The organism is Sulfurospirillum multivorans DSM 12446, from assembly GCF_000568815.1.
In the GTDB taxonomy this organism is placed as follows: domain Bacteria; phylum Campylobacterota; class Campylobacteria; order Campylobacterales; family Sulfurospirillaceae; genus Sulfurospirillum; species Sulfurospirillum multivorans.
Map to the genome: position 1 here is coordinate 716,893 of NZ_CP007201.1, position 23,810 is coordinate 740,702.

At 41.3% G+C, this 23,810-nt stretch carries 25 protein-coding genes; 10 read left to right on the forward strand and 15 right to left on the reverse strand.

Annotated features, from left to right (window positions below):
• The 9 genes from SMUL_RS03750 to gatC all read right to left on the reverse strand — a co-directional run bounded on the left by SMUL_RS03750 (position 1) and on the right by gatC (position 7,527).
• A complete protein-coding gene (locus SMUL_RS03750; RefSeq protein WP_025343928.1) occupies positions 1-723 on the reverse strand; it encodes an SPOR domain-containing protein in 723 nt (240 codons plus the stop codon).
• A 25-nt stretch (positions 724-748) separates the two neighbouring features.
• On the reverse strand, positions 749-1,291 hold the full coding sequence (locus SMUL_RS03755) for a DUF1882 domain-containing protein (RefSeq protein ID WP_025343929.1): 543 nt from the start codon (positions 1,289-1,291) through the stop codon (positions 749-751).
• 8 nt (positions 1,292-1,299) lie between these two features.
• On the reverse strand, positions 1,300-2,547 hold the full coding sequence (locus tag SMUL_RS03760; protein WP_025343930.1) for a serine hydroxymethyltransferase: 1,248 nt from the start codon (positions 2,545-2,547) through the stop codon (positions 1,300-1,302).
• Entirely contained in the window at positions 2,544-4,070 is a 1,527-nt protein-coding gene (gene lysS / locus SMUL_RS03765) for a lysine--tRNA ligase (protein ID WP_025343931.1), read from the reverse strand. Before lysS ends, SMUL_RS03760 begins: the two co-directional genes overlap by 4 nt.
• Positions 4,071-4,091: 21 nt before the next feature.
• Positions 4,092-4,556: a Fur family transcriptional regulator gene (locus SMUL_RS03770; protein ID WP_025343932.1), complete on the reverse strand. Its 465-nt coding sequence runs from the start codon at positions 4,554-4,556 to the stop codon at positions 4,092-4,094.
• 13 nt (positions 4,557-4,569) lie between these two features.
• A complete protein-coding gene (locus tag SMUL_RS03775; protein ID WP_025343933.1) occupies positions 4,570-5,109 on the reverse strand; it encodes a CvpA family protein in 540 nt (179 codons plus the stop codon).
• Positions 5,109-6,056: a GGDEF domain-containing protein gene (locus tag SMUL_RS03780; RefSeq protein ID WP_025343934.1), complete on the reverse strand. Its 948-nt coding sequence runs from the start codon at positions 6,054-6,056 to the stop codon at positions 5,109-5,111. The genes SMUL_RS03775 and SMUL_RS03780 overlap by 1 nt, the downstream gene beginning before the upstream one ends.
• A 90-nt stretch (positions 6,057-6,146) precedes the next feature.
• Complete coding sequence (locus SMUL_RS03785) at positions 6,147-7,214, reverse strand: type IV pilus twitching motility protein PilT (protein WP_025343935.1); 1,068 nt, start codon at positions 7,212-7,214, stop codon at positions 6,147-6,149.
• A gap of 22 nt (positions 7,215-7,236) precedes the next feature.
• Positions 7,237-7,527: an Asp-tRNA(Asn)/Glu-tRNA(Gln) amidotransferase subunit GatC gene (gene gatC / locus SMUL_RS03790; protein ID WP_025343936.1), complete on the reverse strand. Its 291-nt coding sequence runs from the start codon at positions 7,525-7,527 to the stop codon at positions 7,237-7,239.
• Positions 7,528-7,670: 143 nt separating this feature from the next.
• On the opposite strand from gatC, the gene SMUL_RS03795 reads away from it, so the two are divergent.
• From SMUL_RS03795 to hisG, 5 genes are all read left to right on the forward strand, one after another.
• Entirely contained in the window at positions 7,671-8,252 is a 582-nt protein-coding gene (locus SMUL_RS03795) for a hypothetical protein (RefSeq protein WP_025343937.1), read from the forward strand.
• Positions 8,252-9,262: an outer membrane protein assembly factor BamB family protein gene (locus SMUL_RS03800; RefSeq protein WP_025343938.1), complete on the forward strand. Its 1,011-nt coding sequence runs from the start codon at positions 8,252-8,254 to the stop codon at positions 9,260-9,262. Before SMUL_RS03795 ends, SMUL_RS03800 begins: the two co-directional genes overlap by 1 nt.
• 3 nt (positions 9,263-9,265) lie before the next feature.
• Positions 9,266-9,619, forward strand: a complete 354-nt coding sequence (locus tag SMUL_RS03805) for a hypothetical protein (protein ID WP_223809761.1) — start codon at positions 9,266-9,268, stop codon at positions 9,617-9,619.
• Positions 9,606-10,229 (forward strand): type III pantothenate kinase, encoded by a 624-nt coding sequence (locus tag SMUL_RS03810; RefSeq protein ID WP_025343940.1) that lies wholly within the window; start codon positions 9,606-9,608, stop codon positions 10,227-10,229. Before SMUL_RS03805 ends, SMUL_RS03810 begins: the two co-directional genes overlap by 14 nt.
• 116 nt (positions 10,230-10,345) lie before the next feature.
• A complete protein-coding gene (hisG, locus tag SMUL_RS03815; protein ID WP_025343941.1) occupies positions 10,346-10,966 on the forward strand; it encodes an ATP phosphoribosyltransferase in 621 nt (206 codons plus the stop codon).
• Here hisG and SMUL_RS03820 read toward each other — a convergent pair whose 3' ends face one another.
• The 6 genes from SMUL_RS03820 to SMUL_RS03845 form a co-directional block, all read right to left on the reverse strand.
• Positions 10,967-11,347 (reverse strand): response regulator, encoded by a 381-nt coding sequence (locus SMUL_RS03820; protein ID WP_025343942.1) that lies wholly within the window; start codon positions 11,345-11,347, stop codon positions 10,967-10,969.
• 12 nt (positions 11,348-11,359) lie between these two features.
• A complete protein-coding gene (locus SMUL_RS03825; protein WP_025343943.1) occupies positions 11,360-14,560 on the reverse strand; it encodes a response regulator in 3,201 nt (1,066 codons plus the stop codon).
• Between the two features lie 15 nt (positions 14,561-14,575).
• The gene (locus SMUL_RS03830) at positions 14,576-14,974 is read right to left on the reverse strand and encodes an SEL1-like repeat protein (RefSeq protein WP_025343944.1); all 399 of its coding nucleotides are present in this window, start codon (positions 14,972-14,974) and stop codon (positions 14,576-14,578) included.
• Complete coding sequence (locus SMUL_RS03835; protein ID WP_025343945.1) at positions 14,971-16,149, reverse strand: hypothetical protein; 1,179 nt, start codon at positions 16,147-16,149, stop codon at positions 14,971-14,973. The genes SMUL_RS03830 and SMUL_RS03835 overlap by 4 nt, the downstream gene beginning before the upstream one ends.
• 61 nt (positions 16,150-16,210) lie before the next feature.
• Positions 16,211-18,010, reverse strand: coding sequence for an excinuclease ABC subunit UvrC (uvrC, locus tag SMUL_RS03840; protein ID WP_025343946.1), 1,800 nt, complete (start codon positions 18,008-18,010; stop codon positions 16,211-16,213).
• The gene (locus tag SMUL_RS03845; RefSeq protein ID WP_223809762.1) at positions 18,004-18,342 is read right to left on the reverse strand and encodes a hypothetical protein; all 339 of its coding nucleotides are present in this window, start codon (positions 18,340-18,342) and stop codon (positions 18,004-18,006) included. The genes uvrC and SMUL_RS03845 overlap by 7 nt, the downstream gene beginning before the upstream one ends.
• A gap of 87 nt (positions 18,343-18,429) precedes the next feature.
• Between SMUL_RS03845 and SMUL_RS17225 the strand changes: the two genes are divergently transcribed.
• From SMUL_RS17225 to SMUL_RS03865, 5 genes are read left to right on the forward strand one after another with little or no spacing between them, the layout of a single operon-like run.
• Complete coding sequence (locus tag SMUL_RS17225) at positions 18,430-18,573, forward strand: lipoprotein (protein ID WP_169730518.1); 144 nt, start codon at positions 18,430-18,432, stop codon at positions 18,571-18,573.
• Positions 18,574-20,034 carry an L-aspartate oxidase gene (nadB, locus tag SMUL_RS03850; protein WP_025343948.1) on the forward strand — a complete coding sequence of 487 codons (1,461 nt, stop codon included), beginning with the start codon at positions 18,574-18,576 and terminating at the stop codon, positions 20,032-20,034.
• Positions 20,035-20,069: 35 nt separating this feature from the next.
• Complete coding sequence (nhaD, locus tag SMUL_RS03855; RefSeq protein ID WP_407701810.1) at positions 20,070-21,380, forward strand: sodium:proton antiporter NhaD; 1,311 nt, start codon at positions 20,070-20,072, stop codon at positions 21,378-21,380.
• A gap of 13 nt (positions 21,381-21,393) precedes the next feature.
• Complete coding sequence (gene guaA, locus SMUL_RS03860; RefSeq protein WP_025343950.1) at positions 21,394-22,929, forward strand: glutamine-hydrolyzing GMP synthase; 1,536 nt, start codon at positions 21,394-21,396, stop codon at positions 22,927-22,929.
• Between the two features lie 4 nt (positions 22,930-22,933).
• On the forward strand, positions 22,934-23,560 hold the full coding sequence (locus SMUL_RS03865) for a uroporphyrinogen-III synthase (RefSeq protein ID WP_025343951.1): 627 nt from the start codon (positions 22,934-22,936) through the stop codon (positions 23,558-23,560).
• Positions 23,561-23,810: the final 250 nt, after the last annotated feature.

Consider the following 23,810-nt stretch of genomic DNA (forward strand, 5'->3'; position numbering starts at 1 on the left):
TTATTTCACCCTGTAAATAAAGGCGTTTTTGTTCACACTCGAGCGAATCAATACCAAAGCACTCTCCGCATCGCTTGATTTGGCATATGGTCCAATCAAGATTTTCGTCACTTTATTGCCATTGACCACGGTTGGGTAGAGTTTATACTCAAACCCTTTGGACTTAATATCACTGAGCTGTTTCGCATCAGGCGTGGTTGCGACGGCGCCTACTTGAACGTAAATACCTGCATTTGCACTTCCAGAAGGCGTATCGCTTATTTCTGTACTGCGTAACAGAGGTTGTGTTTTGGTTGCCTCTTTTTTAGTCTCTTCTTTAACTTTAGGAAGGGTCTCTTTTACAGGAGGTGTCGCAGAAGTTGTGGCTGACTCTTTAGGTTTAGCCTCAGTTCCTTTTGCCTCTTCTTGTTTTTGGGCCTCTTTCTCTTTGAGCGTTTTGATCATATCTTCAAAACTCTCTTTTTTAGGGTTTTCCTCAATAATAGGCACTTGCTTAAAGAGTTGGTCATCTTTAGGGATTTGTGTCTCTTGGGTTGGCTCTGGCGGTAAAATAAGTTTAGACGTATCTTTGCCTTCGTCTTTGTTTGCTACTTTCATGCTTGCGAGTGCGACTAAAAAGACAAGAATCAAAAAAGCAACTAAAATAAGGATACGCTTCATCTTCAGGGTCTTAGTATCCCCTTTCTCTAACACAATATCACTAAGCTCATTTCTATTTTCCATCGGTTCTCCTTAGAATGATGTTTGACTACATATGCTTCGACCAAGAAGCGCCTCGCTCTTTTTGGTATAAGTCATAAGGCAATGCCAAAATGTTAAACTCTTTTGGAAGCTCCTGTGTCGGGAACATCCTCCACTCGCGCGGAAGCTTTTGGGAGAGCTTTGCTGAGAGCATTTTAGCGATCTGATACCCCTCTTGCAAGGTAGTATGGCCTTTATGAACATACAGATGTAGATGATCTTCCGTTTTACTTTTATACGCCGTAAAATTGATAAATCCTTCTTCTCTAAGCAAAAGTTGTGCCCTATGCCAAAATCGCTCGGTATTTCTTCCGTTATAGTCAAAAACGATGTTTTCGACTTTGTCAAAGCGGTTAATCAGCGAGTGAGCAACGGTGATTTTTCCATCAAGATGATCTTTGATGATACTGTTGCTCAAAGGCTGATCAATACGCTCATATTTATCAAAAAAGACTCTCCCTCCAAAATCGATCTTTTGGACAATGTTGTCACGCTTGATCCAATAATGATCGGTAATCATTTTAATAAGAGAGACGTCAATAGTGTACATAATTTCCCTTAGTAGGTTGGTCTGTCATAGATAATAAAGTTGCTCGCAAGCACTTTCATCTCATCTTTGATCTTTACATGTAACGCTTCATCGTTGATGTTATCAAGCACATCGGCAATTTTATTGGCGATGATTTCAAACTCTTTCTCTTTCATACCGCGTGCCGTAAGAGCAGGAGATCCTATACGAACACCACTGGTGACAAACGGACTTCGGGTTTCGCCTGGAACGGTATTTTTGTTGACGGTAATGCCTGCATGACCAAGTGCCAAATCAGCCTCTTTACCGCTAAATTCTTTGTTCAAAAACGAAACGAGTACCAAATGGTTATCCGTACCGCCACTCACGATGTCATAGCCACGTTTAATCAATACATCGGCTAAAACTTTCGCATTGGCACGAACTTGTTTGGCGTAAGTTGTCCACTCAGGTTTGAGATTTTCAGCAAACCCAACCGCTTTGGCTGCAATCACATGCACCAAGGGGCCGCCTTGAATACCAGGGAAGATCGCGCTATTCACTTTTTTAGCGATCTCTTCATCGTTCGTAAGAATGATACCACCACGAGGGCCACGAAGCGTTTTGTGCGTTGTCGAGCTAACGACATGACAGTGTGGGAACGGACTTGGATGTTCACCCGCAGCCACAAGACCTGCAATGTGCGCGATGTCAGCAAAAAGATACGCACCGACTTCATCCGCAATCTCTCTAAATTTAGCAAAATCAATCTCACGTGGGTACGCACTGGCACCACAAATGATCATTTTAGGCTTGACAATGTGCGCGATCTCTCTGACTTTATCATAATTGATGCGACCATCCAGTTCAACGCCGTAAAAGAAACTCGAATACGTTTTACCTGAACTGCTGACTTTGGCACCGTGTGTTAAGTGACCGCCATGGCTTAGATCCATACCTAAAATTTTATCAAACGGGTTAAGAAGCGCTTGGTATACACCTTGATTAGCTTGGCTACCTGAGTTTGGTTGAACATTGGCATAGGTACAACCAAAAAGTTTGCACACGCGATCAATCGCCAGTTGTTCCACTTGGTCAGCAAATTCACAACCACCGTAGTAACGTTTAGCAGGATAACCCTCAGCGTATTTGTTCGTAAAAACACTGCCCATCGCTTCCATAACAGCAGGGTATGTGAAGTTTTCGCTGGCAATCATCTCAAGGTGATCGCATTGGCGGTGTAACTCTTTGACGGTTAAATCATAAACAATAGGATCCACAGTTTTTAAAATACTCATTTTAATTCCTCATCTTTTTGTGTTAAGTCATCGCTCTCACCCAGTGGTTTCATGGCAGGGAACAAAATGACATCTTTAATCGACATCTCATTGGTGAGTAACATCGTTAAACGATCAATTCCTAGCCCTTGTCCAGCGGTTGGTGGTAATCCATAACCTAGAGCGTAGACATAATCTTCATCCATCTCATGGGCTTCATCATCACCAGCATTTTTAGCCTGCAACTGTTTTGCAAACCTTTCGTATTGATCCAAAGGATCATTCAGTTCATTAAATCCATTGGCGATCTCTCTCCCTGCAATGAAGAGCTCAAAGCGCTCTGCAATGTTTGGATCAATTTCACTGCGACGTGCGAGTGGGCTAATTTCAATCGGGTAATCAATGATGAACGTTGGATCAATCAATTTTTCTTCCACAAAAAGATCAAAAAGTTCTTCGTAGAGTTTACCAAGGCTTAGGTTTTTTTCAACTGCAAACCCTTTATTGGTAATATAGGTTACAATTTGGGTGCAATCATCAAGAATTTGATCGGGAATATCACCAATTTCTGCAAGCGCTGCTCTAAAACCGATTTTACGGAATGGTTTTGAAAAGTCGATTTCGAAATCACCGTAAGGAAGTTTGCGAGGGAGTTTGAGTTTTTTAAGGAGCACATCAAACATCTCTTCGGTCAAACGCATCAAATCATGGTAGTTATGGTACGCCCAGTAAAACTCGATCATTGTAAATTCAGGATTATGGGTTTGATCCATGCCTTCGTTTCTAAAGTTACGATTGATCTCAAAAACCGCTTCAAAGCCGCCTACAACGAGGCGTTTGAGGTAAAGTTCTGGCGCAATGCGAAGGTAACGATCAACACCAAGCGCATTGTGATGGGTGATAAAAGGCTTCGCATTGGCTCCACCTGCAATGGGGTGCATCATCGGAGTTTCAACCTCTAAAAAGTCGCGCTCCTCAAAGAAATGGCGAATCTCACTGACAATTTTACTTCTGATTTTAAAGGTTTTGCGCACATCCGCGTTCATAATCATATCAAGATAGCGTTTGCGGTATCTGAGCTCTTTATCTTGCAGGCCATGGAACTTCTCAGGAAGCGGAATAATGGACTTGGTAGCGACTTCAAGTGTGTTTACATGTAAAGAGAGCTCACCCGTTTTAGTGACAAATGGGAAACCCGTGACACTAATGATGTCGCCCACTTCAACGAGTTTTTTAGCTTCATCAAACCAGGCATCACCGATTGACTCACGGCTAAAATAGATTTGAAGCAGACCCTGTTCATCTTCGATTTTTGCAAATGCTGCTTTTCCCATATGGCGTAAAAATTTAATACGTCCTACAACGGTATTGTTCTTGTTCTCATCACGCTTGAGTTCACTCTCAGCCACATATTCATAGCACTCTAGAAACTCTTTGGTGCTGGTGTCTTTGATAATATTGTGTCTGTAAGGGTTGTGCCCAAGTGCTTGGAGCGCTTTTCCCTTCTCGATACGTTGTTGTTGGTATTGGTCCTGAAATAACAAATTGCTTCCTCTTTTCTAATGTTAGCTTTTTTCTTTAGCACATTTTTCGCAAAGACCACGCAGTTGCATCAAATGGCTGGTAATGTGAAAGTGATTCGCTTTCGCGATCTCTAGTTGGAGTTGTTCGATTTTATCGTTTTGAAATTCGATGATAAGCCCGCATGTTTTACAAATCATATGATCATGATGTGGCTTGTTGGCAAGTTCAAATTTTTTACCTGCCACACCAAAAGAGATGGAAGTGACCATATGAGACTCTTCCAAAAGGTTAAGTGTGCGATACACCGTAGCAATACCAATGTTAAGCTCTGGGTAGGAGCTTTTAAGAAAAATATAGAGATCCTCAGGGGTAAAATGATCATTTCGCTCGTATAAGGTTTTTAAAACAACTTCGCGTTGTTTGGTAAATTTTAAGCTATTGTTTTTCAAAAGCTCTTTAAAGTTTGCGAGTAAGGAGCTGTATTCAAGATTTTCAAATGCACTCATTGTGTAACCTTTCTTAAGGATTTGTTGAATTATTCACTTTAGGCTGAAGGCTCTCAAACATCGTATCGGTATCTAGTTTTACAATATAATTTCCCATCTCTAAAAAGAGAGGAAACATGATACTGTGAGCAACATAAGGCTCCATCTTGGATTTGACAAATTCAATGTTACTCAGGGTAATGGCAAGTACGGAGAAAACCAAAAAGATTTTCATACTCCCCACCGCAAAACCTGCTAATTTATCGATCATGCTGAGACCACTAAGGCTCAGCGCTTGGGCGATGAGGTAGCCTAAAAAGATACAGGTAATCCAGACAACAATTAAAACCGCAATAAAACCAAAAAGATACAAAGAGGCTTGGTTTCCAAAAACAAAAAGATGATCATTGATCATTTGACCAGCAACCGGTGCATAACGTGAGGCAAAATAGATACCACCAATAATGCCTAAAAGACCAAAAACTTCTTTGACAAAGCCATTAATAATACCTTTAATACCCAAAATAAGCACTAAAGATAATGAGATAATGTCAAACATGGAAAAATTCGCCATTAATGTGCGCTCCTAAAACAATTTTTACCACTTCGTTTGGCTTCATACAGTGCTTTGTCTGCTTTATCCAACAGATCATCTGCGCTCATGGCGTGCTTATGGGAGCAGATACCCGCACTGAGTGTCAAATGAATGTCGTGGTTTTTATAGAGTAACTTACTATCACTCGTCTCTTTAATAATACGATCAACAATTTTGGTCGCCTCTTCAAAAGAGGTACGGTTGAGAATCACCACAAACTCTTCGCCACCATAGCGGTAGATACGTGTACCACGACGAAGCGAGTTTTGAATAAGCTTGGATAAAAAGATCAGTGTTTTATCCCCTGCAATATGCCCAAAAGAGTCGTTGATCTGTTTAAAATCATCAGCATCGAACATAATAAGGTGCATATCCATATCTTTCTCTTTTCCAAAACTGAGCACCTCTTCTAAGTCTTTTACCAAGACTCTGCGGTTATGTGCTTTGGTCAGAGGATCGATGTTGGATTCACGCTCCAGTCGTTCGACTTCCAATTTAAGCTTTGCAATGGTCTCATCGGCCGATTGAAGCTCTTGGAAAATTTTATCTTGAAAATGGTCAAACGCTTGAAGGATTTGGCGTGTATCCACACTTTCATAGTCTCGTTTGATGTTATCAATATTGATAGCGGTCTCATCAGAGATGACTCTGAGATTGTCGTTGGATTTGACAAACTCTTCAAGTCCTTTTTTCATTAATCCAAAGCAGTTTTCACTTAAGAGTTCTTCGTGTTGTGCATTGGAAAAAAGATAACTGTGTTTTTTTGAAAGGTCTAAAATTTCGGCATCGCCGTTTGCTTGCATCGTCTCGACAAAGGTATCGTGATAATATTTGGGATAGGGAGGAATGTTTAAATCTTTGAGCTTTGCAAATGTTTCATCGGCTAGCTGAAAAACCATCTCTGCGATATGATTACCATTGTTCATGTCCATAGGTGCCTTTTTACCCATTATTTTTAGATTTTTTAATGCTTTAGTATAGCCTGAATAAGCTGTAATATTAGTAAAACCTTCGCTTTAGATGCCCATATTGTTTAGGAGCTCTTGCGGTTGCGTAGAGTAACGAATGGCATCTTCTTTGGTAATTAGGTTGGCTTTGAGATGTTTCATCATCGCTTGGGTTTGGGTGACCATGCCCGTTTTTTGTTGATTGAGTTGCATTTGTGAGTAAATTTGATGAATCTTATTTTCACGAATAAGGTTTGCAATCGCCGCATTGTTAATCATGATTTCATGAATGGCAACCCTTCCTCCACCGACTTTTGGTAAGAGGCTTTGTGAAACAACAGCATACAGTGACGTTGCTAACATATTGCGCACTTGGACCTGTTCAGGGCCATCAAAGCTGTCAACAATTCTATTGATCGTTTGAACGGCTGAGTTGGTGTGCAAGGTTCCTAAAACCAAGTGACCTGTCTCAGCAGCTGTAATGGCGGTACTAATCGTCTCTTGATCTCGCATCTCACCGACAAGGATAATGTCAGGATCTTGACGGAGTGAAAATTTGAGCGCCCTTGCAAAACTTTTGGTATCTTCACCCACATTTCGGTGCGAAAAAAGGCACTTTTTGTTGCTATGAATAAACTCTACAGGATCTTCAATGGTGATGATATGGCGGTGCTCAAAAAGGTTAATTTCATTTAAAAGCGCTGCCAATGTCGTTGATTTACCACTTCCTGTAGGCCCTGTGACTAAGATAAGTCCTTTTTCACGTTTAATCAGCTCTTTAAAAACAATGGGAGCACTAAGATCATCAAGAGAAGGAATTTCGATAGGAATAATTCTAAAGGAGGCGGCTAAATCACCGTTGATCGTGTAATAATAGTTTGCACGAAAGCGACCAATGTCAGGAAACATAATCGCAAAATCGAGCTCTTTCTCTTCTTCGAGTTTCTTTTTTTGTTTATCGGTAATGAGGGTATAACAGAGTTCTTCAATGACCGTACCACTGAGGTGCTCCATATCTAAGGGAACAAGTTTGCCATCAATTCTAATCTGAGGTTCACTGCGACCTACAAGGTGTAGATCGGACGCTTTATAGGCGACCACATTTTTTAATAATGCTTTAATATTGAGTGAACTCATGATGTTTTCTCCTTAAATTGGCTTATTCGATGATTTTTGGAACGACGAAAAAGCCACTTTCGCTCTGTGGGGCATGATTTAAAATAGTTTTAATAATGGCTGGATTGACACTAGGAACATCTTCACGAAAAGGGGTACCACCCGCTACGGTTGTAAAGGTTGCCTCTTCTGTTTCCAGGTTAAGTTCATTCAGGTTTTCAACAAAAGCGACAATTTCACTCAGTTGGTTAATCACACCTTCACGTTTCTCCTCACTTATTTTCAAAGAAGAGAGTTTTTCAAGTTTTTGTAAGAGTGTGTCATCAATGTGCATTGGCTAAAATCCTTCGGTTGGTTTAAAAGCTGATTATAGCAAATTCTCTTTTGGCTAAGACTGAAATGGCATTAGTGGCTTTTTATATTTCTTGTGATAAACTTTGGCATATTTAAAAAAAATCGCTTCTATAAGGATAGTGTTTGGGACTTCAAGAGAATATTAAAGCGGTCAAAGAAGAGATGAGCACAGAAGAGCAATTCTTAGAGGGAATGATCAAAGGTGAGCGTTTCTTTAAACGTAATAAAAAATACATCATCGCAGCGCTTGTGCTTTTAGTGTTGGGTGCTGGTGGGTATGCTATCAATGATGTTATGGCAAAACAGCGTTTGAAAGCTTCTAACGTTGCGTATCAGGCACTTTTGACGGATGCTAACAATGTCTCTGCATTGGAAACCCTCAAAGCAAAAAATCCAAAATTGTACACGATGTATCTCTTCGAAACAGCACTGGCAAAAGGTGATGCAGAAGTACTAAAAAGCGTGTCACTCTCAAAAGAAGATCCTATTTTAGCGGATTTAGCAGCGTATCAGCTTTCACAGCTTGATGCAAATGTCACGGCTAAAAGCGAATTGCTTTCGGGGATGGTATTGCTTCAAGAGGGTTATGAATTACTCAAAGAGAAGAAAGTAGAAGAGGCGAGGTTGAAATTTGCTCAAATCGATGCAAGTTCTCCACTTAAACAGATTGCAAAAAATCTAGAACACTATCAAGGTTTAAACTAATGAGATACGCAAAAATTGTTTTTTCACTTTTGGCTTTACTATTGGTTGTCAGCGGCTGTGGCACAAAACGTCAATATTTTGAACCAGAGGCACTCGCGGGCAAAGTAAGTTATGATGGCTCTTTGCCAGGTTCCATTGTCGACGCAGTACGCGATGGTGCGACACTCTCAAATGGTCAAGTCATTACCAAAAAAGGGCTTTCCAATGTTATTCTATCTGAAGGTTTTGTCTACCTTGGTGAAGATCAAGGACGCTATGTTGCTGCATCTAAATGCGGTGCTTTGCAAATTGTGGATGCATCTAAAAAAGTGCTTTTCACCAAAGAGTGTAGCGTCTCTGTCGCTTCTGCTTCGTTAAAAGCAAATATCCTAGCGCTTATTTTAGGTTCCAACGAACTTATTTTGATTGACATTAACGATGGCAAAGAGATGATGCATCTTAAACAAGACAACGTTTATGTGCTTGATTCTCGTATCGCGGCACCTTACTTCTTGGGCGACTTAATCGTTTTCCCCACTTTGGATGGCAAGCTTGTGATCGTGGATGCGCAAAGCAAAAAACCGATCCGTGATGTTGTGGTCAGCAATGAAAAATTCTTTGGCAACATCATCTATCTTCAAGTTTTAGGCGATCGTTTGGTGGCTGCAACGAAGAGCAAGGTGGTTTCCATTAGTCCTAAATCCATCAGTTTTCTTGAAAAAGAGGTCAAAGATGTGATCGTACTTGAAAATCGTATTTTTGTCTTCACCAAAGACGGGCGTGTCATTTTAGCCGATGCAGATCTTAGAGTCATTAAAGAGCGTAAATTCCCATTTGCAACGTTTGCTGGAACTATTTATGGTGACTTTATCTATATGATCGAAAAAGGTGGTTATGTGATTGCGACCGATTTAGATCTAGTCTCTACTAATGTGTATAAACTTCCCGATGAAATTGAGAGCCACATCTTTACAACAGGTGATGCGCTTTACTATAAAGATCATTTCTTCAAACTCAATCGTAAAAAATAGGAATTGGGTTGTGTTACCATCATGAAAGAGATGTTAGAGCGCATTTGTTGCAAGCAGGTCGTTTTTACATCTCTGGAAGTGGTCGATCCCAAAGTTGTGCTTCATACTCGCAAAAAACTCGCTATCTTTAGTGGCGTAGACCCAAAATCGTTTTACCATCTTATTTTTCGTATTGAACAAAAGAGCCGATTTTTACGCAAACATGTTGATGAAATGGCTGAACTTTGTAAGACCTTAGAGTTACATGTAAAGCATACCTATAAGTATAAACACCTGCTTCTTAATGCGCCTTTGTGCTCTAAAGCGGCCATCATGCTTCAAGAAAATGGTTGGAAGGTTTATAATGATTTTATGTGATATTGGAAATTCCAATGCTGATTTTTACCAAGATGGTAAAGTGTGGAGCATGTCTCACAAACAATTTAAAGAGTTTTCGACCCAAGAGAATGTCTATTATATTTGTGTGAACGATGCCCTTAAGAGTTGGTTGCAAGGAAGAAATCATTTTATTGATCTGGAGCCTTATTTTGAGTTTGACACGATTTACCAAGGGATGGGGATTGATCGTATTGCGGCATGTTGTACGATTGAAGATGGGATGATTGTCGATGCGGGCAGTGCTATAACGGTCGACATTATGTCAGGAGGGATGCACTTGGGCGGTTTTATTCTTCCGGGTCTTGGAGCGTATGAGAAGTGTTATGCTTCAATTTCACCACGTCTTAACTTACCCGTCAATCCAAGCATCGCTCTGGATGCTTTACCTCAAAAAACAAACGATGCGATCTCGTATGGCGTGGTTAAGTCGATTATTATGCTTTTAGAAGTTACATGTAAAGATAAACGCATCTTCTTTTTAGGAGGCGACGGCAAATTTTTCTCTAAATTTTTTAGCAATGCGATTTTTGATCGAACGCTTATTTTTAGAGGCATGCTCAAAACCATTAAAGAAGCACATTTAGAATAGACTTCTAAGAAGTCTTCTGACTCGTTAGAGTCAAGCTTTAGCGCCACAGCGGCTGAGCGTAGGTTATTAGGCTTTGCCTAAAAACCGTGATAAAAATAGAACAGTAAAGGAATCAAATGTTAACAGTGGCATTGCCAAAAGGTAGAATTGCAGAAGAGACGTTGGAAATTTTTGAAAAAATTTTTGGAACCGCGTTTCGTTTTGATGATCGTAAATTAATCTTAGAAGCCGATGGTTTCCGTTTTTTATTGGTGCGAAATCAAGATGTGCCTGCGTATGTTTTACACCAATCGGCGGACATTGGTGTGGTGGGCTTGGATGTTTTGGAAGAGAAAGATGAAGATCTTCTGCGATTGCTTGATCTTGGCATTGGCAAATGCAAAGTCTGTGTGGGCATTCAAGAGGGCAAAGAGATCGATTACAGCGCTCCTGAGCTTAAAGTCGCTACCAAAATGACCAATATTGCTCAAAAATATTTTTCAAAAAAAGCGATGCCTGTGAATATTATTAAACTCTATGGTTCGATCGAATTAGCACCACTTGTGGGACTTTCGGATGTGATTGTGGATATTGTTGAAACGGGAAGCACCATGAAGCAAAATGGGCTTAAAGTGGTTGAGACCATTTTGGATTCATCGGCGTATTTGATTGCAAATAAAAACAGCTTTATTGAGAAAAAAGAGGAAATTACGTCGTTGTATCACCATATCAATGAGGTGATTCACCAAGGTTGCTGATCAATAAAGATCAGCAACCTTAGCGATTTTACTGCTTAAGTCATGCTCACGAATAGGCTTGACTAAAAAATCAAATGCCCCATGTTCAAAGGCTTCATGTTTGCGTGTCTCATCGGTTGTTAAAACAATGACAGGAAGCTTTTTGAACTCATTCATGGATTGGATATTGGTAAGAAACTCAATGCCATCCATAACAGGCATCTTAATATCAAGAAGCACCAAATCAATATCACCTTGCGTTTTTAACAGGTTAATGGCATCAAGCCCATTGGTTGCTTCGATGATAATACCTACATTAACATTTTTGCGTAACATAGAGCTAATCAATTTTAGATTAATGAAATCATCATCAACCGCTAGGATTTTTAACTGTTTTTCCATAGAGTTTGCCTTTTAAATAAACGTGTGAATCAGGATTTCAAGCTCTTTTTTACTAATTTGGTTTGGTAAAATAGCATCAAAGGCAGCAGAACTATCGTGGTTTTTCTCTTTAGGATCAATAAACATAATGGTATGAATTTTTCCTGCGTTGTGTTGCTCAGTGATGGTATGAATCCATGCTAAAAATGTCTCAGTATCGTCTAAAAGCATCTCTTTATCAAACAAGATAATCTTACACTGTTTGGATTCAATTTTTTGTTTAAACTCATTATACGAGCTTGCCGCTTCAACATGTTCGCACATTTTGCTCAAAACACTGGTGAAAATTTTGGTTTCAATCGGACTTTTTTTCAAGACTAAAACATCAAGCGGTTCCAAAGATGACGACGTAACTCTATCACTGATTGAAAGTTCTGGTTCGCTAGGCGTAAGGAGTTCATCGTGTACGGGTTGCGCTGCTACAGGCTCGATTTTTGTTTCTTCTACAACAGGAGGCTTCGCTTCTGTAACATTCTCTTGAGCGGAATAATCGATCTTATCTTGAATAAAGAGGTTGAGAATACTGATGATGCTCTCTTTCTTAATCGGTTTGGTGATGTATTCATCCAAGCCCTCTTTCATAAAGCGTTCACGATCTCCCTTAAGCGCATTGGCGGTAATGGCAACAATGGGCGTATGGGTCAGATGATTTTTCTCTTCGTACTCTAAAATTTTATGCGTCGCTTCGATACCATCCATAACCGGCATCGCAATATCCATAAAGATCATATCAAACGTCTCATTGCGTCTGCGCTCTAAGGCTTGAAGACCATTGGGGACAATTGTGATGTTCAGCCCTAAATCTTCGAGGGTTCTACGAATCAGTTTTTGGTTGATCTCATTGTCTTCAGCAACCAAGACATTGGCTTTAAATTTTTTACCAAAGGTTGCTTTTTGAACCGGTTGTGGTTGAATGTGATCTTCTTTAGCCGGTAAAAATTCACGTTTTGACTCTAGTGCTTTGACGAGTTTTGAGACATTGATTGGCTCGTAAATTGGAGTGATATATTTGGTATTGTATTCGTTGTATTTGGATTGCTGTGAGGATTTGAAGATCAAAATAATAGGCAATTTAATCTTCTTATACTCTTCGAGCTCCTCTTTCGTGAGGTTGTTGTAATCTGCAACAATAATGTTGCTGCCTGCTTTAAAGATCAGATTTTTAAGCGCTGGAAAATCGGTATAGTATTTGGCATGCGCACCAAAATAGGTAAAGTAGTCGTACATAAATTCGGTATGCGCTTTAGCACTGTTCAGTGGTGCATACAGCGCACAGTTAAAGTCGCTAAAGTGGTCTTTGTAGTCGGTTCCACTGGCGGTGGATTCAAGAAGATCGAGTACAAAGAAGAAGCGACTACCTTTGCCTTCTTCACTCTCCACTTCCAAGCGACTTCCCATAAGCGCAATGTACTTTGAAGAGATCGTAAGGCCAAGTCCTGTGCCTCCAAATTTACGGGTAATGGTCGAATCGGCTTGGTTAAAAGCATCAAAAATACCTTCGATTTTATCGTGATGAATACCAATGCCGGAGTCTTGAACGCTAAAGAGAACGCGTGCTTTATCCAAAGGTGCATTGCTTAAACGTTTGATTTCAACCGTGATTTGACCGTTATTGGGAGTAAATTTAACCGCGTTACTCATAAGGTTAATCAAAACCTCTTTGACCTTAACCGCGTCCCCTTTGAGGTAATTGTGCAAGCTTGGGTCAATGTACAAAGAGAGCTGAATGTTCTTCTCAGCAGCCTTAGGTCCATATACTTCAACCGCATTTTCAAACTCATCAATAGGCGAGAAGAGAATCTCATCGATCTCGATTTTGTTACTTTCCACTTTGGAAAGATCCAAGATATTATTGATAATTGCCAAAAGGTTTTCAGAACTTTTCTCAATAACATCCACAAATTCACGCTTCTCTTCATCCAAATCAGAATTTCTAAGCAGTTCCGTAAAACCGATGATGCCATTGAGTGGTGTCCTGATTTCATGGCTCATGTTCGCTAAGAAGATACTTTTTGCAGCACTGGCCTCTTCGGCATTTTGTTTCTCTTTGGCAATGTTTTCAATCGCTTTATCGATAATGGCGTAGGCGACGTTCATACCCTCCGCCGTATTGAAATCAACTTTTTCTTTGGTATCGGCAAGCTCTTCAACGCGTGTAAAGATGTTTTCAAGCCCTTGGACGTTCTTTCTAAATTGCCCTGAGAGTCCAAAGCCTAAGAACATTAAAACAATGGAGATAATCCATGTCAGACCTGCTCCAATGAGTTGCCCTATATTTTGATTGTCGTAGTTGTGCTCTTGGGCGTTTAAGGAGGCACTAATGATCTGGGCTGATTTATCGAGGATGTCAATTTTTTTTGTCAGAAGTCCAAACCAGAGTGTCGGGTCAATCAGATATTCACCCGTTTGTGCCGCAGCAACCAGTTCAGCTTTAACTTGCGTGATCTCCTCTTCAAGTTTGACATTATCCGGAAGTTTATAGAGACTTTCGATCTGAGAACGTGTTGAGGCATCGTTAATCGTTGTATAATCAAAGCTACTGGACGTTCCAAATATCGTGATCCAAATTTCAAGGTCTCTAGGGCTAAAAGGGACATATTGGCTCAAGATTTTAGCGACAAATCCACGCTCTTGACCAAGAGATTCGATGTTTTTATAGACCGTCACCAAGGAGTAGGTGAGGTTTGAGATATTGGAATTGGTGTCAATTGTGCCGATCGTTTCAAGCTCTTTAAGAAGAAAAATGTTGATTTGGCTGTAGTAATCAAAGAACATTTTATTAAAATCAACGGTAAAGTTATCGACAGCTTGGCGCATTTCAACAATTTTAGTAATGTAAGTAATCACGTTTTTAATATTGGGTGTTACTTCGTGCGTTTGGTAAAAATCATGAAACGCTTTGATGGATTTATTGACCCCTGCACGTTGCTCTTGAAGTGCCTCTTTAGCGATACTTCCTTGACTGGAAAGGTACGAAGCACTGAGCCCCCTCTCTTTGGCAAGTTCAATGGAGAGTGAACTTAAAACCCTGGTACTCTCTATCTTGTTTTTTAGCGTCAGTGTAGTATCAAATTGACTGTACGATAAAAAGAGAAAATAACTCGAAAAGATAAAAAGAATAATCAAGGGGTATTGGCTGATAAGTCGTAACGTATGTTGCGTCGTTAATTTCATGGTCGGCGTCCTTTATTAACTGTTAATAAGTATGTTATAAGCAGAGGCGATCTCTTTACATGTAACGCTCTCTTTGGCTCCTTGGTTGAGGAGTAAAACCGCATCATCATGCTTGATTTTATTTTTGAGATAGGCTTCGGCAAGGTAGCATTTTGCCTTGATATTGCCTTTCATCACCGCTTGTTCTAAGTAGGGAATCGCAAGTGAAGCATTAGCTTCCACCCCTTCACCGTACAAATACATTTTACCAAGGTAAAAATAACCTTGAATGGCATTTTCTTTTTTGATAGAGAGTTCAAATAACTCTTTGGCTTGGGCATAATTGCCCGCTTTATAGGCTAAGGTTGCATCGCGAAAATGATCAGCCAACAGGGGTGAAAGCAGCAGACCAAAAACGAGTAAAATTTTTATCATAGAACATTCTCCTTAAAGTGTGAAACGGCTTTTTGGAGGGCTTGGAGTGTGTGTAAAATTTCCTCTTTGGTGTCAAAATCCAAACTGGTTTCTAAGTGTTCAAACTGGTGGAACAAAGAGAGAATCTGAAGATGAATCGCAACGCTTTTAAGGTGTGAAATTTCCTCTTTTGCTTGATTGCGGTTATTGGCATTGATAGCATCTTTTAGCAGTGGCAACTTGGCATCTAAAGAGACTACATACTCTTCAATGATTTGCGCTAACGTGCTAATATCAAGCCCTAACTCTTCGGCACACTCTGAGAGGTCAAAGACTTCTTCTTCCACCAAAGGTGTGACATCTGATGGTGCGCGCAACTCCTCTACATGTAAGGTTGGATCGTCTAAAAGATCTTCCACTTGATCTTCAGGATAAAACTCCACGGGAGCAACAAAATCAAGATCATGAAGCGTAATTTGATCAATCGAATGGTACGCTTCTGGCGTCTCTTCCACGATTTTTGGCGCTTTATCCTCTTTGGGCTCATCAAGAATCGTATGGTCAAATTTGAGTTTAAAATCAAAGGTATCTTCCAAAAGTGGGGCAGAGGTATTGAGTTTAAAGTCTTGAGCCTCTTCTGTCTCAGGCAGTGAAATCATTGGTGTCGGAAGTGAGACCGTGTAATCCTCTTCAAAAGCCGTTTCCATCAAAGGTTGCGTTGTTTCAAAGCTGATGGGCGCGGTGAGCGATGATGGTGCTTCTTCGCTGAAGGACTCTTCATACGAAATGATAGAAGGAGAAGGTTCTTCAAGCGTTGTGTCAAAATTTTGGGGTGTGTTCATCGAAATAGGCAGGTCACGTTTAAACGAAGGCGCATTACTGATCTCTACGCTGAAAAAAAGTAATGTATTATTGATCTCTTTTTGAAGGTAAATTTCATTAATCAAGAGGGAAGATTCGATCTCTTTACCATTTTTGGTACGGATGAGAACGCGTTTATTGGGCGTGCCACTGTGCTGCGCATAATCGATCCAGCAGAAGTTTTTAAACTTGAAAATGAAGCCTGGTTTATTCACAAAGAGATCGGCAATGTCGCTGTGATAATTACGAAACTCTTCCATGTCTTCGTACCCCAAAAGGTACAACTCTTGGCTCCCCATTCCCAAAAATAGGCCACTTTTATCGTAAAGTATCAAATCACGATCCTTTAATGAACGTTAAAAAGTCAATTTTAACTCACTTATACTTAAAACTAACCTACTTTTTTAAGCCCTGAAATAGATTGCTTCCGAGCTTCTTACCAACGGTGACCTCTAGCTCTTCTTGGCTTGCCGCGTAGATCGCTTCAAAGGTTCCAAAGTAAAGGAGCAATTTTTTAATCGTTGCCGCGCCCACGCCTTCGATTTGCAGAAGCTCCAAACTCATATCGGCTCCTCGTTTTTTCTTCTGATGATACGTGATTGCAAAGCGGTGGGCTTCATCGCGAAGTCTTTGAATAAACTGCAAACGTTTATCACTTGGGGGGAGTTCAAAGGCTTGGTTTTGATTGTACAGAAGATCGTGCGCAGCTCCTTTGGAACGGTTGGCTTTTGCGTCACGTTTCTCTTTGGCAATGGCAAGCAGATCGACCTGCACCCCTTTTTGAGAGAGCAGACTTTTGGCGAGTTTGAGGATGGTTTCACCGCCGTCTAGTACCCAAAGATCGGGCGCAGATTCTTTGGAAAAATCATTAATACGACGCTCTAACATTTCTCTCATTTGGGCATATTCATCCGCGTGGTGAAGTTCATAACGGCGGTAGCTGGATTTATCAAATCCTTCATCCCAAACGACCATCCCGCCTACGGGAGATTTGCCTCCAAGATGCGAGTTGTCGAAAATTTCAATGCGTTTGGGAAGGGAGGTAAAATCAAACAAAGCTTGCATTTGTTCTGCAAGAGAGTTGTTGTTTTTCGTGCTGTGTTGGATTAAAATCGTTTTGGCATTCTCTTGTGCGATGGAAATCAAATGCAGTTTTTCGCCACGTTGAGGAACGCTGATCGTGATCTTTTGCCCAAATTTTTCAGTTAAAAATTGACTGATGGACTCTTGTTCGTTAAAGGATTCGGCGATGAGAATTTGCTTGGCAAAGGTTTGATTCATCGGGTTGTAAAACTCAAAAAGAGCTCGCTGGTACAGCTCCTCTTTTTCAAAACCATACGCATTGTGCATAAGCGTGTGCGACATGGAGACGATTTTACCTCCACGAATAAACAGGCGCATAATCACCGCCGTTTTTTCCATAATTTCAACCGCAAACACATCGTAATCTTCGAGTTTTGAAAGCTCCACATGCGTTACATGTAAAGCGTCCTTGATGGAGTTGATGATGTCACGAAGCTTAGCGGCTTCTTCAAAATTGAGCTTCATCGACGCCTCTTCCATCTTTACATGTAAAAGGTTGACGAGCTTTTTTTGATCATGCAACGATTCGAGCGCTTCTTGGACAATTTTCCCATACGTTTCGGTGTCTATCTTTTGCTCGCAGGGTGCTAAACAGCGGTTAATCTGATAAAAAAGGCACGCTTTTTTGCTTTTCAAACAGCCTCGTTTTTGCACGAGCGGAAACGCCAAATAGAGTGCTTCTAAGAATGCTTTGGCTGAGCCCGAAAGAGGGCCAAAATATTTGATATGCTTATCATTGACGATCTTGCGCGTGATCTCAAAGCGAGGGAAAGGCTCGGAAAGATTGATCGCAATGTACGGATAGGTTTTATCATCGCGCAGAAGAATATTATACTTAGGTTTGAGCTGTTTAATGAGCGAGTTTTCTAAGATGAGTGCGTCGTGTTCGCTTTGAACGACGATGTACTCGACATTGTCAACTTCGCTGATCATCTTTGCGATGCGAAGCGAAAGATTGGGAGCGGCGCAGAGTTCATTGGAAAAGCGAAAATAACTCTTCACACGGTTTTTAATACTTTTGGCTTTGCCGACGTACAAAAGCATGCCTTGCGCATTAAAATACTGGTAGATTCCCGCATTGTGTGGCGCGTTTTTAAGTTTTTGGGCTAGCATGTTCTATTTTTGGCAATGGTCTCTTTAATCGCTTCAAAAAGCGCGCGCAGTTTTTCATCTTCACAGAGTGTTTCAAACGCTCCTGTGGCTTGTTCTGCATAGAAAATATCGGAATTGGCACTGACAACCAACGCCTCTTCTTCGCTTTTTTGATTGGTCACAAAGGCTTGAACTTCGTTTACATGTAAACAGCCACACTCAGGAAAATGAACATGAACCTCTTTTAATAGACTCTTTATTAAATTACGTTTATAATTGAATTCCATTTTGGCGCAAGGATGATTGAGTACAAAAAAGAGCGTATCGTTTTTGATGTACACAAAGCGTATCATGCTTGTGAAGCTTTTGGGTAATAAACTGAGCAATCTGTCGTAACAACGCATTTGTTCATATTTCTTCATAGAAGGTTGTTGTACGAGATGAGAAATTATACTTTTAGAATCTTTCATACGTTGATTATAGCATGTTTGGGCTTTGCGCTGCTTGGTTGCGGTTACAAAGGACCTCCTGTTTACGACGATGGCAACACAACGGCAAAAACATCCAAGAAATCACTTTACTAAATGAAAACATCGTACGATGTGCTGATTATTGGTACGGGTATTGCGGGACTTAACACCGCTTTAGCACTTCCAAAGTCATTAAGCGTTTTGATCGTTTCCAAAGATTACGCGTGGGAGTGCAATACCTTTTACGCGCAAGGGGGCGTTGCGGTTGCGAAAGATGACGCCGACATCCCTTTACATGTAAACGATACATTAAGCGCTGGAGCAGGACATTGCGACACAGAAGCGGTGAATGTTCTCTGTTCAGAAGGTCCTGCTGCCATCAAGCGCTTGATCGATCGAGGATTTAAGTTTGACACCGATGAAGCAGGCAATCTGCTCTACACCAAAGAAGCCGCTCACAGCACCAACCGCATTTTACACGCGGGTGGCGATGCGACGGGGCGGTACATTCACCTCTTTTTAATGGAACAGCTGCCTTTTCCTATTTTATACAACACGCACGTAACCGATCTGCTCCTTGATGAGGGAACCTGTTATGGTGCGCGTGTTTTTCACAACGATACCATTTTCAATCTCTATGCACGCAAAGTGATTATCGCCAGTGGTGGCGTGGGATCACTGTATGAGTACCATACCAATGCACGCACCATCAGTGCCGATATGCAAGGGATCTGTTTAAACCATGGTATTGCGCTGTGCGACATGGAGATGATGCAGTTTCATCCGACTGCGTTTGTTTTGGGAAACAGTGTTCGCAAACAGCTTTTAAGCGAGTCTTTACGCGGTGAAGGTGCCCTGGTGGTGGATGAAGAGGGCAAACGTTTTGTGTTTGAGTATGATCCAAGGGGTGAGCTTGCTCCTCGCGATGTAGTGAGTCGTGCCATTTTTCAGTACAAACAAAAAACGCACAAAGAGGTGTATCTCGATCTCAGTGCATTTTCAGAAGATCATTTTAAACAACGCTTTCCGAGTATCTATTTTAATATGACAAATATTGGTTACAATGTGCCCCATCAGAGAATTCCAATCTCTCCAGCATTTCACTATTCCATGGGAGGTATCAAAACAGATTTGCACGGCAGGGTTTTACATGTAAACGATCTGTTTGCGGTTGGCGAATGCGCCCATACGGGAGTTCATGGCGCGAATAGATTGGCGAGTAACTCACTGCTCGAAGGCTTAGTCTTCTCCACAAGGGTTGCCAACGAAGTGATCGCAACGCAAGAATCCACAAAAACGATGAAGCGTTTTAGTGAAAGCGAAGCAGTATTGATGTGTGAAAACGATAAGGTGCTTAAAAATGAACTGCGTCACTTGATGTGGAATGACGCGGGCATTATACGTGAAAAACAGAGGTTGGAAAAGGCTCTGCAAAGGGTTGAATCGATGCTGGCATTGTCGATTGGGAAACTTTTGAGGCTGAGGCTTTTGGTTTCACGCGAGATTATTACCAGTGCATTGAAACGAAAAACGTCTTTGGGCGCACACTACATAAAAGAGGAAGTTACACGATGAAAATAGCGTTCGTATTATTGGTCTTGGCAAATACCATGTGGGCATCCAGTGGTCAGGATATGACAACGACATGGGTAGGAATTGCCTGTTTGATTGTGTTTGTGATCGGGTATTATATGGTCGCAACGGAAGAGAATTACCATATCAATAAAGCAAAGCCTGCTCTGTTTATGGGAACATTTATTTTTGTCTTAATTGGAATTTACAACTACATTAATGGCTTAGACAGCAGCGCATTAACACAAAGTGTTGATCATTTGATTTTAGAAATCGCTGAGATCTTTTTCTTTTTATTGGTCGCAATGACCTATATTGAGGTTTTGATTGAGCGAAGAGTGTTTGATACGCTCAAATACAACCTCGTCTCCAGAGGCTATTCGTATAAAAAGCTCTTTTGGCTTACAGGTGCGTTAGCCTTTTTTATCAGCCCCGTAGCCGATAATTTAACCACGGCGTTGATTTTATCCACTGTTTTGATTACGATTGAAAAAGAGAATCGAAAGTTTCTCGTACCTGGTGCGATTAATATCGTTGTTGCCGCTAATGCGGGTGGCGCATGGAGCCCTTTTGGGGATATTACGACTCTGATGGCATGGATGGCAGAAAAAGCGCCTTTTACGGATTTCTTTTACCTCTTTCCTGCCGCTTTTCTAGGTTGGATTCTCACGGCATGGCTTTTATCGTTGTCTGTACCTTCAGACAAGCCTCTTTTTGATGTTTCAACAGAAGTACGCGTGCGCATTTTAAAAGGGGGAAAAGTGGTGATGGGTCTTGGCATTGTGACCATTATCTCCGCCGTTTTGTGTCAGCAACTCTTTAAATTGCCACCGATGTGGGGAATGGTCTTTGGACTTTCCCTCTTAAAGCTTTATAGTTACCAACTCAAACGAAGGCATCGTGAAGAGCTCAATACCTTTAAATCCATTGGTAAAATTGAACACGATACCCTGTTCTTCTTTTTTGGTATTTTAGCCGCTGTTGGAGGGCTTCATTTTTTAGGTTATTTGGATTTAGCTGTAAAATTGTATGATAGCCTTGGTGCAACAACGGTTAACATTGGTATCGGATTTCTCTCCGCCATTGTGGACAATGTCCCTGTCATGAGTGCGGTGTTAAAAGCCAATCCCGACATGTCCATGGACCAATGGTTACTCGTTACGATGACGGCTGGAATTGGTGGCAGTTTGATTAGTTTTGGCTCTGCCGCAGGTGTGGGTGTAATGGGGAAACTCAGAGGTATCTACACGTTTGGAGCGCATATGAAGTATTCATGGACCGTGCTTGCGGGTTATATTCTCTCCCTCGTAGTTTGGTACATACAGTTTGAAATACTTGATTTATATTAACAGAAGGAAGTAAATGAAAGAAGTCCCTATTTTAGTCTTAGATTTTGGGTCACAATACACGCAGTTGATTGCACGTAAGCTCCGTGAGAGTGGTGTTTACTGTGAGATCGTCCCGTACAATGAGAAGATTGAGGCTATTAAAGCACGAAACCCTAAAGGTATTATTTTAAGTGGTGGTCCCGCATCGGTGTATGCTAAAGATTCGTACCATCCTGATGAGAAAGTGTACACACTGGGGCTTCCGATTTTAGGTATCTGTTATGGTATGCAGCTTTTAACACAATATTTTGGTGGCAGTGTGATTCCTGCGACGCATCAAGAGTATGGCAAGGCTGAACTCAAATTTGAAAGTGACGATAAAATTTTCAAAGATACGAAATGCAGACAAATTGTCTGGATGAGTCATGGCGATAAGGTTGAAACATTACCTGCGGGATTTGAGAAAATTGGCTACAGTGAAAATTCACCGTATGCGGCCATTGCCGATGTCAAACGTAGTATTTACGCGTTTCAGTTTCATCCAGAGGTGTTTCACTCGGAGCAAGGAAGCAAGCTTCTTAAAAACTTTGCTAAGCACATTTGTGGGTGTGAAAGTACGTGGAATATGGGCTCATTTGCGAAAGAGCAAATCGCAAAGATTCGTGAACAAGTCGGTTCTAAAAAAGTGTTGTGTGGCGTGAGCGGTGGCGTTGATAGCTCTGTGGTTGCAACCCTTTTAGCCGAAGCGATTGGCGATCAACTTGTTTCGGTGTTTGTGGACAATGGACTCCTTCGAGCGCACGAGCGTGAGCAAGTCGAAGCGATGTTTAGAAGTCGCAATGTGCCTCTCATTACTGTCGATGCGAGTGAGAAATTTTTAAGTAGACTTGCCGGTGTGAGCGATCCTGAGAAAAAACGTAAAATCATTGGCGAAACGTTCATTGAAGTCTTTGATGAAGAGGCAAAAAAACACAATGGCATTCAGTTTTTAGCTCAAGGCACACTTTACACTGACGTGATCGAATCCGTCTCGGTCAAAGGCCCTTCTAAAACCATTAAATCGCACCATAATGTGGGCGGACTTCCTGATTGGATGACGTTTGAACTCATTGAGCCACTACGCGAAATCTTTAAAGATGAGGTTCGAATCTTAGGCGCAGAACTTGGGCTTCCAAAAGATATGCTCTCTCGCCACCCTTTCCCGGGACCTGGTCTTGCGATTCGCATTATGGGTGAAGTGACCAAAGAGGATTTAGTGCTTTTACGAGCGGCCGATGTCATTATGCTTCAAGAGCTTCGTGCGACGGGCTATTATGAAAAAACATGGCAAGCCTTTACCGTGCTTCTCAATGTCAAAAGTGTCGGCGTTATGGGCGATAATCGAACCTATGATAACACCATTTGTGTCAGAATCGTCGATGCAACCGATGGAATGACTGCAACCTTTGCGCACATTCCGCATACGATTTTGGAAAATATCAGCCGACGTATTATCAACGAAGTGGCTGGCATTAACCGCGTGGTGTATGACATCTCTTCCAAACCACCTGCAACGATTGAATGGGAATAAAAAAGTGATCTACCTCTTCAGCGACACAGCGTATGAGGGGGTAGTGCATCTCCCACTTTTTGAGATCGCATTTGATCCCACTCCGATTGATTTGGAAGGGTTTGATGCGATCATCTTTACGTCCAAAAACAGTGTTAAAGCGCTTGAGCAAAATGGTACGGCGTGGAAAGCCAAAAATGCCTATGCCATCGGCGAAGGAACCGCTTCATTGATCGAGCATTTGGGTGGCCATTTGGTCTTTACATGTAAAGAATCCTACGGTGATCTTTTTGCTAAAAATCTCCTCCCTCTAGTAGAATCCCAAAACGTCTTTTTCCCCAGAGCCAAAGAGGTTGTTTCCTCACTTTTTGAGATCTTACATGTAAACGGCATTGCCATAGAAGAGCGCATCGTGTATGAGACATACTGCAAGCAGTATCCTCTCTCTTTTGCTCCTGTGAAAGAGTCCAAACTCATCTTTACAGCACCCTCAATGGTGCGTTGTTTTTTGAAAAATTTCGCATGGGATGAGAGTTATACGGCAATTGCCATTGGTGAAAAAACAGCTTCTGCTCTGCCTTTACATGTAAACTGTAAGGTCGCTTCCACCCAAAGTATTGAGGCGTGCATCGCCTTGGCGAAAGCTCTTTAGAAGCTAAAATTCTTTATAATTGAAGAAGTTTAGTAATTAACTTGCCTGGGTGAAGCGACAACCGTTTTCATGAGGGTCCAACAAATAGTATTAGGGAATGCGTACATTTTTGGTGTGTCTGTGGTCTTGTTTGAGCTTTGCGAAAAGTGAGAGATTGCAGCCTAAAGAAAAGGTCGACTCCCAGAAGTTGGCTTATTAGGGCCACTTCAATCACGGAACGCTCACTTGGGTTTTTACATATAAATTTGGA